Source organism: Enterobacter nematophilus (genome assembly GCF_026344075.1).
GTDB classification, from domain to species: Bacteria; Pseudomonadota; Gammaproteobacteria; order Enterobacterales; family Enterobacteriaceae; genus Enterobacter; species Enterobacter nematophilus.
Genome location: NZ_JAPKNE010000001.1, coordinates 821,737 through 834,718 on the forward strand (window position 1 = coordinate 821,737; position 12,982 = coordinate 834,718).

The following is a 12,982-nucleotide window of genomic DNA, read 5'->3' on the forward strand; positions in this document are numbered from 1 at the left end:
TTCATTATGCAAACGAAGGCTGACGTTACGGAACCTAACAACGCAGTTCCTGATAACAGCTTAGTTCAACGGCAAATATTCGCAATCTATTGATTTCATGAATATTTACAGCGCACCCCCGGCTGGCGACCACTGCTGTGATAAATGAAGCGCTTTTCCATCCGTGACGGTGACAACGATTTTTATCGTGTCCCCCGCAGAAATAGTTAAACTCAACCGCGTTAAATCAATCGGCTGATTAGCGGGAATAAAGAGGGTATTTTGCTGCCGCGAAGCACTTTGCCCGCTCTGCCCTTCCTTCAAGGTGTGGATCTGAACCTGACAATCACACGGTTCCGTCAAAATGACCTGCGGAATAATGGTCGTCATATTTCCCTGCTGTGACGTTTGAAAGGTTATCTGGCCGGAAAGCGCGGCAAGGAGAATGAAGGTATTCATGAGGAACTCCCGAAAAAAAACAGGGCATCGGCCCTGTTTTTTTGTAGTACAGATTTCAGTATCAGTACTGATGCGCTGTCGCGTGGTTACCAAAGCCGATCTGGGTAACGTTGACGGTGGAGTTAGACGCCGTCTGGTCTACGAGCGCACCGTTAAGGCCGCCGTACTGGCTAACATTCATAACGGATTTTTTGCTGTTCCACTGATCGAGTGTCGCACTGTTGCCGAAACCGTTCTGGGTCAGGTTGATTTTACTGTCGTCAGAACCCTGACCAACATCAGCCCCGTTACCGCCACCGGTCTGGCTAATATTCAGAACGGAATTTCTGGCATCGGTCTGCAACGCCAGCGCGGAGTTACCGCCACCGTTCTGATAAATATTCAGGGTTGAATTTGGACCACTGTTTCCGCCCTGACCATGACCGTGTCCATGACCCCATCCGCCCTGATTAATCATACCAGCCATAGCACTACCAGAAACTACGATTGCTGCAAGTGCTGCCACTTTGATAAATTTCATGGTATACCCCCATCGGATTGATTAACGTCGTCGCGAAATAGCTAGCGCTGAATAACGCGAATTGCCATCTGCGACTGTTTCTGCACTACAACTGCGGTTTTCTGCGTACCGTACTGCGTAATATTTGCTCTATTACCCGACCCTTTCTGGATAATTTTCGCACTATTACCATATCCATCCTGCGTAATACCTGCATCGTTCCCGTTACCGCTCTGATCGATCCAGGCAATATTGTAAGTCCCTGATTGATCAACTCTCGCTCTGTTGCCTACCCCATCCTGGGAAATGACGGACAAGAGTTTCGATCCTTCCTGGCGAAGCTGAGCGTCATTAAATACGCCCTGTTGACCAATAATAGCTGCCTGATTTAATGATGAATAACTTAATTCATTAACCGCAAAGTTATATTCAGCGTTTGCCAAATCTGAATTCGCTGCGGTTACAAATCCAGGCGCACCCAGTAATGTAAACATCAAAAATAACGATGTGTTTTTCATGTTGTCACCCTGGACCCGGCTACCTGAAAACACCCTGATCGTATTTCGTATTAAACGGCTCGTTTTTGTTAACGCGTCGTTACGGTGAAGAGTATGTCCGTTGAAACATTTTAAATATCTCACCCGCGCGGCTTATTTTTATTTTTCAGCTCACCACAAAGTTGTAATTCGCACCATAAAAGGCATTACACAGGCCGGTTTTATTTTTTATAAAAATATTTATGCGTGACATGTTGTACAACGACGAGAAAGCCGTCCATGCCCCTCCCCGCGTTGTTTAAGCGTAACGACAGGATGACATTTTCTTCAGTGCGTGACACAAGGCGAGTTTTCTTAAGCCAGAAAAACCAGAACGGCATGACTTAGAAAGTATCAGTTACTCATACCTGGATACAAGCGAAAGAAAATAATTAATACTGATAAATATCAACCAATTAATAATATTTGTATGATTTTTAAAATCTATGCACAACTATTTACATGTACAACTTTCATATCAAATAACAACATTCAAAATCTGTAATTTTCACAAATTAATATTGATTTTTACATCTTGTTACATGATTAACACTTGCTTTAAAATTCGTAAAAGCTAGATTGAAATTAGATGTACGAAATTGGTTTTATATTTACCTCCCTGCGGAGGTTATGTTCTGATTCTACACACAGCAGTGCAACATCTGTCAGTACTTCTGGTGCCCTCTTCTTTACAAAGAGGGCTGCTGTCAGGTGCCAAAAATAAGTGGGGTTTCATCATGTATAATGAAGTCCATAGTTTACATGGTCATACATTACTGTTGATCACAAAACCTTCTCTGCAAGCGACAGCTTTATTACAACATTTAAAGCAATCTTTATCACTGAACGGGAAATTGCATAATATTCAACGTTCTTTTGATGATATTGCGCCTGGCAGCATCATTCTGTTTGATATGATGGAAGCCGATAAAAAGCTTATCCATTACTGGCAAGATAACTTAAGCAGGAAAAACAATAATATCCGCGTGTTATTATTGAATACGCCTGATGAATATCCTTTCAGAGATATTGAGAGCTGGCCGCATATCAATGGCGTGTTCTACGTCACTGAAGAAGAAGTTCGGGTGGTAGATGGTCTGCAAGGCATATTGCGCGGCGAATGCTATTTCTCGCAAAAGCTCGCCAGCTACCTCATCACGCACTCCGGAAATTACCGCTATAACAGTTCGGAATCAGCGCTGCTCACCCACCGTGAGAAAGAGATCCTGAACAAATTACGCATTGGTGCTTCAAATATTGAAATCGCCCGTTCGTTATTTATCAGCGAAAATACGGTAAAGACGCACCTTTATAATCTTTTCAAGAAGATAGCTGTTAAAAACCGAACTCAGGCGGTTTCATGGGCAAACGATAACCTCAGGCGTTAATCACATGAAGCGCACGTTGAGTTGGATCGCCGCAGCGAGTTTTCTGCTCGCTGCAGGGAACCTGCAGGCCGTTGAGGTCGAAGTTCCCGGATTGTTAACTGACCACACTGTCTCATCGATCGGGCACAGTTTTTACCGGGCCTTCAGCGATAAATGGGACAGTCCCTACACGGGTAATTTAACAATCAACGAGCGGCCCAGTGCACGTTGGGGAAGCTGGATAACCATAACGGCCAATCAGGACGTTATTTATCAAACGTTTTTATTCCCCTCGAAAACAGACTTCGATAAAAACGTAGCCTTAGCACTGGCTCAAACTGAAGACGCTATTAATCGCCTGCAAATAGATAAAGCCCTATTAAGCACCAGCGATTTAGCAAAAGATGAGTTCTAGCGAACCGATATGCGGAGGCTGTCATGCGTATTGCATATGCAGTTGTTTCGATCATGCTTATTGCTCCCCTGAGCTGGGCCGGAAATATGACCTTCCAGTTCCGTAACCCTAACTTTGGCGGTAACCCCAACAACGGTGCCTTTCTGCTGAATCAAGCCCAGGCACAAAACTCCTATAAAGATCCGAGCTATCAGGATTTTACCGTTGATACCCCTTCCGCATTGGATAACTTCACCCAGGCTATCCAGTCGCAAATTTTAGGGGGATTGCTGACCAACATTAATACCGGCAAGCCCGGCCGAATGATGACCAACGACTTTATTGTCGACATCGCCAACAGGGACGGACAGCTTCAGTTGAATGTGACCGATCGTAAAACCGGAAAAACGTCCACCATAGAAGTTTCCGGCCTGCAAAATAATTCAACTGACTTTTAAACAACAGCTAAATAAGGACAACGACCATGCAGCGCTTCCTGATATTTGTTGCAGTGTGCTTATTGAGCGGTTGTTTAACTGCTCCGCCTAAAGAAGCTGCAAAACCCACATTAATGCCTCGGGCCCAGAGTTATCGTGATTTAACCCATTTGCCTTCGCCTACGGGCAAGATATTTGTCTCGGTATACAACATTCAGGATGAAACCGGGCAATTTAAGCCTTACCCGGCAAGTAACTTCTCCACCGCGGTGCCGCAAAGCGCCACCGCCATGCTGGTGACCGCTCTGAAGGATTCGCGCTGGTTTATACCGCTGGAACGCCAGGGGCTTCAGAACCTGTTAAACGAACGAAAAATCATTCGTGCCGCGCAGGAGAATGGCACCGTCGCGGACAATAACCGGATGCCTCTGCAGTCTCTGGCCGCCGCAAACGTGATGATTGAAGGGTCGATTATCGGTTACGAGAGCAACGTGAAATCGGGTGGCGTGGGCGCGCGCTACTTCGGTATCGGCGCAGATACCCAGTACCAGCTCGACCAAATTGCGGTTAACCTGCGCGTCGTGAACGTCAGTACCGGTGAAGTGCTCTCTTCGGTCAACACCAGCAAAACGATATTGTCTTATGAAGTTCAGGCTGGGGTATTCCGCTTCATCGACTACCAGCGCCTGCTGGAGGGAGAAATTGGCTACACCTCGAACGAACCGGTCATGATGTGTCTGATGTCAGCCATTGAAACCGGCGTGATCTTCTTAATCAACGATGGTATCGATCGCGGGCTGTGGGATCTGCAAAACAGAGCGGACGTGCAGAACCCGATCCTGGTGAAATACCGTGATATGTCGGTGCCTCCGGAATCCTGACGGGCAGCGCATAAAAAAGGCGAGATGATTATCTCGCCTTTTTTTATTCACTCACCGCGGTGATGTTTTGCGTTTTTTCCCGTCGCGCCGCCAGCCAAAGACCGCTGTTCTTCATGGCGTAGCCAAACAGCAGTCCCAGCGCCAGGGAAGGAACCACCAGCTTCCAGTCCCCCTGACCGGCAAAGGTCGCACAGGCCCCCATGAAGGTGCCCGGGACAAACGACAGCAGCAGATGCTTCGCCTGGATGCACATCAGGAAGGCGACGACACCCGTCATGACGTACCCCAGCATCTCCAGATGCGGCGCCAGCGCGCTGCCTTTCATGATGACCAGCGCCCAGATAACGCCGCTCATCAGCGTGCAGCCAGAGATAAACAGCCCCTTAAGCCCGCCCTGAGGACAGGCGAAATAGGCCGTGCAGCCCAGAAAGCCAGCCCAGCTTAACAGACCGAGAGACACCGCTACCCATCCCCAAATACCGGAGAGGATGCCCGTCGTGATCGCAATACAAAGTAATATGTTCATGGCGCGCATCTTAGCAGAAGCGCGCCACAGAAATGAGATCAGAAGCACATTACGTGCAAGTTGAAATGTATCGTTGCAGGATTTTTGTGATTTAAATCACTCTTCACTCTCTTCTTCCAGCTCGTCCCACATTGCTGCGATGGCGTCACGCGTCAGCGGGGCCAGCGTTCGCCAGAAGGGAGAGGTCGCATGAGCTTCCACTTTACCCAGGAAGGTCCCCACCCACGGCAGCAAATACGTTTCGAAGAGGATCCCGATGGCCTCATTTTCGTCGTCACCAGCGTTGTCTTCGATCCAGGAGGCGGCCAGCAGCAGCGTACCGATATGATCGGCTGGCGTATCGCTCAGCGGCATCCCGCGTTCGGAGAGAAATGCCCGCACTTCCGCTTCGGTCGCTCCTTCCTGCCAGGCGGAACGATACGGCGACACGCGGCACTCTTCGCCCACGAACAGAGCATTGTAGTCCGTTGAGATCTGCTGCATGTCGCAGCTTTTCTGCAGGCGTTCCAGTAACTCATCCTGTTCCAGCGGCCAGTTCTGCGCCAGCTTACCTTCGCGAATCAGCGTAAACAGCGGAACCAGCAGCGGATCCTGCGGCTGGCGGTAATACAGGGAGCCCAGCACGCGGCAAAGGATGGAAAATTCATTCATTGTTTTATTCCGTTATTCAATTAAAGATCGGCAAATTCATCAATCGGCGCCATGCCGCGCGACTCGAGGAAATCGAGCATACGACGCGGCGTGACGTTCAGGATGCGTTCTTCCGGGAAATCCACATCCTGCAATATTTTCAGGCACTCGCTAAAATCCCCCAGCGTGAAGGCCGTGTGCGAATCAGAGCCCAGCGCCACCATGCCACCCGCATCACGCACGGCGGCAGCCACTTCGCGACAGTTGGCTTCACTGCCCTTACGCGAGTGCACGAACGAGGAGTTATTAATTTCCAGCGCCACGCGGTGTTTCGCCGCCGCCTGCGCCACGGCCTGAATATCAATCGGGTACTTCGGATTGCCCGGGTGGCTAATGATGTGCACGTTGCCGCTGGCAATAGTGGCAATCATCGCCGCGGTATTGGTCTCTTTATCCTGCGGCGGGAATACCGGCTCATGGAAACCGGCAAGGATCAGATCTAACGAGGTCAGCATCGGGCCGGTACAGTCAATTTCACCGTCGGTGTTTTTGATGTTCGCCTCAATGCCGCGCAGTATCCCAATGCCGTCCACCAGACGTGGCCAGATACGCATATTCACAAAATGCCAGTAGTGCGGCGCATCCGCCATATCCGGGCCGTGATCGGTTATCGCGAACAGCTTGATGCCCTTAAGCTTCGCCTGGGCGATATAATCATGGAGGTTGCTATACGCGTGGGTGCTGGCGACGGTGTGCATATGCAGGTCAACGGGATACATCTTTCTCTCCTCTGCGTTTTTTCCAAAGGATAGCAGTTATCAGCGGCGAATATTAGCAAAAACCCGGCGAACGCCGGGTTTCTCTCAGTAACCGCGCTGTCGATCGACCTGTCCGGTGACCGGGTTACCCTTCTCTATTTCACCGATCGTGTGCGAGATATAGGCCACCGCCTCGGCAGGTCGCGTCACGGCGGCAACGTGCGGAGTCATTGCCACGCGCGGGTGTCGCCACAGCGGGCTTTCCTCCGGCAGCGGCTCGCGGCTGTAGACATCCAGCATGGCGCCTTTAAGCTTCCCGCTGTCCAGCGCCTTCAGCAGATCCGGCTCGACCAGATGCACGCCGCGCGCCAGATTCATCAGGTAACTCCGATCGTCCAACTGGTTAAGCAGGCCTTCATTGATGATCCCCACCGTTTCCGCCGTATTGGGCAGCAGGTTAATCAGCACGCGCGTGCCGTTCAGAAAGGCCGGAAGCTCATCCGTTCCGGCAAAGCTCTCAACGCCCGGATAGTTTTTACGGCTGCGGCTCCAGCAGCGCAGCGGGAAGCCCCACGGCGCGAGCGCTTCAGCCACTTTCGAACCCAGCACGCCGGCTCCGAGGATACCAACGGTAAACGCTTCGCGCGGATATTCTGGCAGCGGCTCCCAGCGGGATTGCTGCTTAAGCGCCTGATAATCATCAAAGCGGCGGAACCAGTGCAGCACCTGGCTCACGGCATATTCCTGCATTTGCTGGCCCATACCGGTATCTTCGAGGCGGAACAGAGGGATATCTTCCGGCAGCATTTCAGGGTGTGCTTTCAGCTTGCTCAGAATGGAATCCACGCCGGCCCCGAGCGCGAACACGGCCTTCAGCTTACGGCCCTGAAGCATTTCTACCGGCGGATGCCAGACCAGCGCGTAGTCGGCATGTTCGTTATCGCCCCGCTTCCACTCACGAACGCGAGCGCCCGGCAGAGCCGCAGAAAGTGCTTTAATCCAGTAAGCCGTATCAAAAGTGGGGTGATAGAAGAGTATATCCATAGTCAATCCTGCCTTTTATTGCGCTGATTTATTTTGCTTTTTAACTGGACGGTCAGCATAGCAAATTTCTTGCGCGACTGTGTTGTTGATAAAAAAGACGCTTTCAGCACATTTAAGAATCATGTTGCCTGAAGTTTGTCTAAACGCGCTAAATTACTGAAAAAGTGGGTTGACGGCAGTTCGGCTTTTCCTTACATTAGCGCCCGTCCCGGCAACAACGGGATGACAATATGGTGAGGTGTCCGAGTGGCTGAAGGAGCACGCCTGGAAAGTGTGTATACGGCAACGTATCGGGGGTTCGAATCCCCCCCTCACCGCCATATTTAAAGAAGAGCTCGCATGAAAATGCGGGCTTTTTTTTTGCATATTGCACGCCTGTGGGGGGATGAGCCCCCCGACCGGGGTTCGACAACTGGCGCAGCCAGTTGGACAGATGACGAGCCTGCGAGGAATCTGCCCGAAGGGCGAGCGAAGCGAGTCAATCCCCCCGGTGCTATAAGCAGCTCGGTGCGGCCTGAGCCCCTCACCCTCTCCCCAAAGGGGCGAGGGAATTGTTCACTTGCTCGCATTAGTTTCCGGGGACTCCTCAGCCCGCAGGGCGAAGGGATCGTTACTCCTCCACCATCCGCGCATACTCTTCAGTAAGAAAATCCACCAGCGTTCTGACGGACGGCAGCAAACCTCGCCTGGAGGGATAAACAGCGTGAATCACTTCCCGTCTTGGCTCCCACGCGTCCAGCACCCGTACCAGTTCCCCTGATGCCAGCTGATCCTTGACCATTAAAATCGGCAGCTGTACTACCCCCACACCCGCCAACGCCGCTTCACGCAGCGCCAGCATATCGGTGGTAATCAAGCGCGGCGTAAAGTGAATCTCCGCTTTCGCCCCTTCCGGCCCGCTCAGTTCCCATTTATGCAGCTGCTTTCCCGCCCCCATGCTCAAACCCGGCCACTCGCTCAGCTCAGACGGCACGGCAGGGTTGCCCATCCGCTCGATCAGCTCAGGGCTCGCCACCAGGCAGTGCCCCCTGTCAGCCAGCACTCTTAACACCAGGTCGCTGTCGTCAAACGGACGTGGGCGAACGCGGATCGCCACGTCAATCCCCTCGCCCACCAGATCGACCCGCCGGTTGGTGGCCTCAAGCTGAAGATTGATCCCCGGATAGCGCGCCATAAACCGCGCCAGCATGGGCCCCACGTGCACGTGCAGCAAGGTGACCGGACAGGTGATCCTGACCACGCCGCGCGGCTCGGCCTGCAACGCCGCCACCGCCTCTTGCGCAGCTTCGGCCTCTACCAGCATGGCTTTACAGTGCTGATAGAACGTCTGCCCCACTTCCGTCACCGTAAACTGCCGGGTGGTACGCTGAATCAGCCGCACGCCAAGGCGTTCTTCCAGCTGGGCAATCCGGCGGCTCAGTTTCGACTTGGGCTGATCGAGCGCCCGGCCTGCCGCCGCAAACCCACCATGGTCCACCACCTTCACAAACCACGCGAAATCATTGAGATCCTGCATATGCCCTCATCGTTCTATTTTCAGAACAGTGAATGTCATTTTCACTATCTACCGGGATATTAACCCTGAATATAAGCTAATTACATCAACAGAACATCAGGAGTTCATCATGAAAAGCGTAACAGGCGTTTATACCGCACCTCGTCCGCACTGGGTCGGTGACGGTTTTCCGGTTCGTTCGATGTTTTCGTACCAGACGCACGGCGAGCCGCTGAGCCCGTTTCTGCTGCTGGACTACGCAGGGCCGTACACCTTCCCGGCGGACGGCGCGAAACGCGGCGTGGGCGAGCATCCTCATCGCGGGTTTGAAACGGTGACCATCGTTTACTCCGGCGAAGTGGAGCACCGCGACTCCACGGGCAGAGGCGGCGTCATCGGCCCCGGCGACGTGCAGTGGATGACGGCGGGCGCAGGCATCCTGCACGAGGAGTTCCACTCCAGCACCTTCGCGCAGAAAGGCGGCGAACTGAAAATGATGCAGCTGTGGGTTAACCTGCCTGCCAAAGACAAAATGGCGACGCCCGGCTACCAGAGCATCACCAAAGCGGATATCCCGGTGGTCACGCTGCCGGATAACAGCGGCACGCTGCGGGTCATCGCCGGTCGCTTTGAGGACGTGACGGGCCCGGCTCATACCTTCTCACCGCTGAACGTCTGGGATCTGGCGCTGCACCAGGGCAGCCATCTGACGCTCAACCAGCCCGAAGGCTGGAGCACAGCGCTGGTGGTACTTGAGGGCAGCGTAACGGTGAACGGCACCACGCCAGCGAGTGAAGCGCAGCTGGTCGTGCTGAGCCAGAGCGGCGACAGGCTGCATCTGGAAGCGAACAGCGACGCGAAAGTGCTGCTGATGGCCGGCGAGCCGCTGAATGAACCGATTGTGGGCTACGGCCCGTTTGTGATGAACAGTAAAACCGAGATCGCGGAAGCCATTCGTGATTTCAACTCCGGCCGCTTCGGCCAGATCTGAACGTAATTAAGGAGCGCAATATGTCTACCCCTGCAAACTTCAACGGTACACGTCCCGTCATTGACGTAAATGATGCCGTCATGCTGCTTATTGACCACCAGAGCGGTCTGTTCCAGACCGTCGGCGACATGCCCATGCCGGAGCTGCGCGCCCGCGCGGCGGCGCTGGCAAAGATCGCCACGCTGGCGAAGATCCCGGTGATCACCACGGCCTCCGTTCCACAGGGACCGAACGGCCCGCTTATCCCGGAGATCCACGCCAACGCGCCGCATGCGCAGTATGTGGCCCGCAAAGGTGAGATCAACGCCTGGGATAACCCGGAATTCGTGGCGGCGGTAAAAGCCACCGGTCGCAGGACGTTAATTATTGCCGGCACGATCACCAGCGTCTGCATGGCCTTCCCGTCCATCAGCGCGGTCGCGGACGGGTATAAAGTGTTTGCGGTAATTGATGCCTCCGGCACCTACAGCAAAATGGCGCAGGAGATCACCCTGGCACGCGTGGTTCAGGCAGGCGTGGTGCCGATGGATACCGCCGCTGTGGCCTCTGAGATCCAGCGAACCTGGAACCGTGAAGACGCGGCTGAATGGGCTGAGGTCTACACCCACATCTTCCCGGCCTACCAGCTGCTGATCGAAAGCTACGGCAAAGCGCAGGAGGTGGTGAAAAACAGCGAAGTGCTCGATTCGCAGCGTTAATCCTGCGCCGTGCGGCATAAGCTGATTAAGGCTTAACCGAACAAGCAGGAATGCAGAAAATCTGCTTGACCGCTTTCGCGCAACTCCCTATAGTAGCGCCCCGTTGCCCCCCAAGCAGTCAGGCAGCAAAACAATATGGTGAGGTGTCCGAGTGGCTGAAGGAGCACGCCTGGAAAGTGTGTATACGGCAACGTATCGGGGGTTCGAATCCCCCCCTCACCGCCATATTCAAGATAAAAGCTCGTACGAAAGTACGGGCTTTTTTCTTTTATATTCTCCGTAAGGGGGGATGAGAACCCCCGACCGGGGTTCGACAACTGGCGCAGCCAGTTGGACAGACTGAGAGCGAAGCGAACAGGCTGCCCGTAGGGCGAGCGAAGCGAGTCAATCCCCCCCCGGTCCAGACTCAGCACCTCACTTATAAAAAAAGCCCGTGTCAAAGCACGGGCCTTCTTATTCTATTCCTCAGCTATTCAACTTCCCTGCCGGCTGCTTTCCTTCAGGAGATGAAACCTGTCCAGGATTAGCAACATTCTCGTCCTTACGCTCCTCCAGCCAGTAATCCGCATTTTTAATCCCCAGTCGAACCGGGTCAAACTGTGGATCCAGCCCCTGCGCATTCTGAGTTTCATAATCCTTCAGGCTGGCAAACGCTTTTTTATGCAGCAGAACAATGGCAATAATGTTGAGCCATGCCATCAGCCCTACCCCAATATCCCCCAGCCCCCAGGCCAGATCCGCGGTACGAACCGTGCCATATACCGTCGAAGCCATCAGACATAATTTGAGCAGGAACGTCAGCCACGGGCGGTGAATTTTACGGTTAATAAAGGCGATATTCGTTTCGGCAATATAGTAGTAGGCAATAATCGTGGTGAAGGCAAAGAAGAACAGCGCAATGGCAACAAAGTAATTACCAAAGCCCGGCATCATACTTTCCATCGCCGTCTGCACGTAGCCAGGACCTGCGGCCACGCCTGCAATCCCGGTATACAGCGCCGCGCCGTCGACGCCCTGCACGTTATACAGCCCGGTGATCAGCAGCATAAACCCGGTCGCGGAGCAGACAAACAGCGTGTCGATATAGACCGAGAATGCCTGCACCAGCCCCTGCTTCACCGGATGGCTTACCGCCGCCGCGGATGACGCATGCGGCCCGGTCCCCTGCGCCGCTTCGTTAGAATAGACGCCGCGCTTAACGCCCCACATAATCGCCTGGCCGAGGATGGCGCCAAAGCCCGCTTCCAGGCCGAACGCGCTTTTCCAGATCAGCAGAATAACCGAAGGGAGCTGGTTAATATTAATGGCGATAATCACGCAGGCGACAATAATATAGCCCAGCGCCATAAAAGGAACGACCATACTGCTAAAGCTGGCGATCCTTTTCACGCCGCCGAAAATAATAAAACTTAACAGCACGGCAAGTAATGCCGCCGTGACGTTCGGGCTCAGACCAAAGGCAATATCCAGGCTCGCACCAATCGAGTTTGCCTGTACGCCCGGAAGTAATAACCCGCAGGAGAAAATAGTCACAATGGCAAATAACCAGGCATACCACTTCACGCCTAAACCTTTTTCAATATAAAAGGCAGGACCGCCGCGATATTCACCGTTTATTTTTTCTTTATAAACCTGACCGAGAGTGGATTCAACAAACGCTGAGCTGGCGCCCAAAAACGCCACTATCCACATCCAGAAAAGCGCCCCCGGCCCGCCAAAGGTAATTGCCGTGGCCACACCGGCGATATTCCCTGTCCCCACGCGGCCTGCCAGCGTCATCGTCAGCGCCTGAAACGACGATACGCCTGCATCGGTAGGACGCCCCTGGAACATCAGGGTAATCATATGTTTGATATGACGTAATTGCAGAAAGCGACTACGCAGTGAGAAATAGAGGCCAACACCCAGACATAAAAATATTAACGCAGGGCTCCAGATTACACCATTAATAGCACCAACCAGTTCGTTCATGTATGACCCTCAGCGTGATGTTTCGGGGGAACGGATCCCCTGTTGTGTTTCTTCTTAGAATTTTGTTCGAACAAGTACGAAACATAGATAACTCCCCTGCAGACACCAACTTAATTTTTACTTCGTAGTAATGATCTGTGACAACATTCACGTTTAATTTTTAACTAACAATTAGCGCGATCATTATATTCATAGATATTTTGTGGGTATTATAAACACATGTCACACTTCTACCGCTCAAATAAAAACCAGCCGAATATAAATAAATAATCGAAATGATTAATTATGAATAACAGGTGAGGAATGCAAATAATAAA

Annotated in this window: 15 protein-coding genes and 2 tRNA genes; 8 read left to right on the forward strand and 9 right to left on the reverse strand. The window is 52.6% G+C overall.

From position 1 onward, the window contains the following. Positions 1-105: 105 nt before the first annotated feature. The 3 genes from csgC to csgB all read right to left on the reverse strand — a co-directional run bounded on the left by csgC (position 106) and on the right by csgB (position 1,455). Positions 106-438: a curli assembly chaperone CsgC gene (csgC, locus tag OSH03_RS03915; RefSeq protein ID WP_151413167.1), complete on the reverse strand. Its 333-nt coding sequence runs from the start codon at positions 436-438 to the stop codon at positions 106-108. Between the two features lie 61 nt (positions 439-499). After that, the gene (csgA, locus tag OSH03_RS03920; protein WP_028012680.1) at positions 500-958 is read right to left on the reverse strand and encodes a curli major subunit CsgA; all 459 of its coding nucleotides are present in this window, start codon (positions 956-958) and stop codon (positions 500-502) included. A 41-nt stretch (positions 959-999) separates the two neighbouring features. Beyond that, positions 1,000-1,455, reverse strand: a complete 456-nt coding sequence (gene csgB, locus OSH03_RS03925; protein ID WP_266178318.1) for a curli minor subunit CsgB — start codon at positions 1,453-1,455, stop codon at positions 1,000-1,002. 755 nt (positions 1,456-2,210) lie between these two features. Between csgB and csgD the strand changes: the two genes are divergently transcribed. From csgD to csgG, 4 genes are read left to right on the forward strand one after another with little or no spacing between them, the layout of a single operon-like run. Beyond that, the gene (gene csgD, locus OSH03_RS03930) at positions 2,211-2,861 is read left to right on the forward strand and encodes a biofilm master transcriptional regulator CsgD (protein WP_028012677.1); all 651 of its coding nucleotides are present in this window, start codon (positions 2,211-2,213) and stop codon (positions 2,859-2,861) included. 4 nt (positions 2,862-2,865) lie between these two features. Beyond that, a complete protein-coding gene (csgE, locus tag OSH03_RS03935; RefSeq protein WP_061098603.1) occupies positions 2,866-3,255 on the forward strand; it encodes a curli production assembly/transport protein CsgE in 390 nt (129 codons plus the stop codon). A gap of 23 nt (positions 3,256-3,278) precedes the next feature. Continuing rightward, on the forward strand, positions 3,279-3,692 hold the full coding sequence (gene csgF, locus OSH03_RS03940; protein ID WP_116340728.1) for a curli production assembly/transport protein CsgF: 414 nt from the start codon (positions 3,279-3,281) through the stop codon (positions 3,690-3,692). A 26-nt stretch (positions 3,693-3,718) separates the two neighbouring features. After that, the gene (csgG, locus tag OSH03_RS03945) at positions 3,719-4,552 is read left to right on the forward strand and encodes a curli production assembly/transport protein CsgG (protein ID WP_061098605.1); all 834 of its coding nucleotides are present in this window, start codon (positions 3,719-3,721) and stop codon (positions 4,550-4,552) included. A gap of 43 nt (positions 4,553-4,595) precedes the next feature. On the opposite strand, the gene OSH03_RS03950 is transcribed toward csgG, so the two are convergent. The 4 genes from OSH03_RS03950 to ghrA all read right to left on the reverse strand — a co-directional run bounded on the left by OSH03_RS03950 (position 4,596) and on the right by ghrA (position 7,510). Further along, positions 4,596-5,078: a DUF1097 domain-containing protein gene (locus OSH03_RS03950; RefSeq protein ID WP_072201771.1), complete on the reverse strand. Its 483-nt coding sequence runs from the start codon at positions 5,076-5,078 to the stop codon at positions 4,596-4,598. A gap of 96 nt (positions 5,079-5,174) precedes the next feature. Continuing rightward, a complete protein-coding gene (locus OSH03_RS03955) occupies positions 5,175-5,729 on the reverse strand; it encodes a TorD/DmsD family molecular chaperone (protein ID WP_028012672.1) in 555 nt (184 codons plus the stop codon). 20 nt (positions 5,730-5,749) lie between these two features. Then, entirely contained in the window at positions 5,750-6,487 is a 738-nt protein-coding gene (locus tag OSH03_RS03960; RefSeq protein ID WP_028012671.1) for a phosphatase, read from the reverse strand. A gap of 84 nt (positions 6,488-6,571) precedes the next feature. Next, complete coding sequence (ghrA, locus tag OSH03_RS03965; protein WP_151413166.1) at positions 6,572-7,510, reverse strand: glyoxylate/hydroxypyruvate reductase GhrA; 939 nt, start codon at positions 7,508-7,510, stop codon at positions 6,572-6,574. Between the two features lie 232 nt (positions 7,511-7,742). Here ghrA and OSH03_RS03970 point away from each other — a divergent pair. Continuing rightward, positions 7,743-7,830: transfer RNA gene (locus OSH03_RS03970), tRNA-Ser, on the forward strand. Positions 7,831-8,120: 290 nt separating this feature from the next. Here the strand turns inward: OSH03_RS03970 and OSH03_RS03975 are convergent. Beyond that, positions 8,121-9,026: a LysR family transcriptional regulator gene (locus tag OSH03_RS03975; protein ID WP_266178319.1), complete on the reverse strand. Its 906-nt coding sequence runs from the start codon at positions 9,024-9,026 to the stop codon at positions 8,121-8,123. A 109-nt stretch (positions 9,027-9,135) separates the two neighbouring features. On the opposite strand from OSH03_RS03975, the gene OSH03_RS03980 reads away from it, so the two are divergent. From OSH03_RS03980 to OSH03_RS03990, 3 genes are all read left to right on the forward strand, one after another. Further along, a complete protein-coding gene (locus OSH03_RS03980; RefSeq protein WP_266178320.1) occupies positions 9,136-9,996 on the forward strand; it encodes a pirin family protein in 861 nt (286 codons plus the stop codon). Positions 9,997-10,016: 20 nt separating this feature from the next. Continuing rightward, on the forward strand, positions 10,017-10,694 hold the full coding sequence (locus tag OSH03_RS03985) for an isochorismatase family protein (protein ID WP_266178321.1): 678 nt from the start codon (positions 10,017-10,019) through the stop codon (positions 10,692-10,694). Between the two features lie 137 nt (positions 10,695-10,831). Next, positions 10,832-10,919: transfer RNA gene (locus OSH03_RS03990), tRNA-Ser, on the forward strand. A 240-nt stretch (positions 10,920-11,159) separates the two neighbouring features. Here the strand turns inward: OSH03_RS03990 and OSH03_RS03995 are convergent. Then, positions 11,160-12,665, reverse strand: coding sequence for an alanine/glycine:cation symporter family protein (locus OSH03_RS03995; RefSeq protein ID WP_061098610.1), 1,506 nt, complete (start codon positions 12,663-12,665; stop codon positions 11,160-11,162). Between the last annotated feature and the right edge of the window lie 317 nt (positions 12,666-12,982).

Coding starts and splice junctions, on each gene's coding strand:
- csgC (WP_151413167.1), bottom strand. CDS start 438: ATGAATACCTTCATTCTCCTTGCCGCGCTTTCCGGCCAGATAACCTTT.
- csgA (WP_028012680.1), bottom strand. CDS start 958: ATGAAATTTATCAAAGTGGCAGCACTTGCAGCAATCGTAGTTTCTGGT.
- csgB (WP_266178318.1), bottom strand. CDS start 1,455: ATGAAAAACACATCGTTATTTTTGATGTTTACATTACTGGGTGCGCCT.
- csgD (WP_028012677.1), top strand. CDS start 2,211: ATGTATAATGAAGTCCATAGTTTACATGGTCATACATTACTGTTGATC.
- csgE (WP_061098603.1), top strand. CDS start 2,866: ATGAAGCGCACGTTGAGTTGGATCGCCGCAGCGAGTTTTCTGCTCGCT.
- csgF (WP_116340728.1), top strand. CDS start 3,279: ATGCGTATTGCATATGCAGTTGTTTCGATCATGCTTATTGCTCCCCTG.
- csgG (WP_061098605.1), top strand. CDS start 3,719: ATGCAGCGCTTCCTGATATTTGTTGCAGTGTGCTTATTGAGCGGTTGT.
- OSH03_RS03950 (WP_072201771.1), bottom strand. CDS start 5,078: ATGAACATATTACTTTGTATTGCGATCACGACGGGCATCCTCTCCGGT.
- OSH03_RS03955 (WP_028012672.1), bottom strand. CDS start 5,729: ATGAATGAATTTTCCATCCTTTGCCGCGTGCTGGGCTCCCTGTATTAC.
- OSH03_RS03960 (WP_028012671.1), bottom strand. CDS start 6,487: ATGTATCCCGTTGACCTGCATATGCACACCGTCGCCAGCACCCACGCG.
- ghrA (WP_151413166.1), bottom strand. CDS start 7,510: ATGGATATACTCTTCTATCACCCCACTTTTGATACGGCTTACTGGATT.
- OSH03_RS03975 (WP_266178319.1), bottom strand. CDS start 9,026: ATGCAGGATCTCAATGATTTCGCGTGGTTTGTGAAGGTGGTGGACCAT.
- OSH03_RS03980 (WP_266178320.1), top strand. CDS start 9,136: ATGAAAAGCGTAACAGGCGTTTATACCGCACCTCGTCCGCACTGGGTC.
- OSH03_RS03985 (WP_266178321.1), top strand. CDS start 10,017: ATGTCTACCCCTGCAAACTTCAACGGTACACGTCCCGTCATTGACGTA.
- OSH03_RS03995 (WP_061098610.1), bottom strand. CDS start 12,665: ATGAACGAACTGGTTGGTGCTATTAATGGTGTAATCTGGAGCCCTGCG.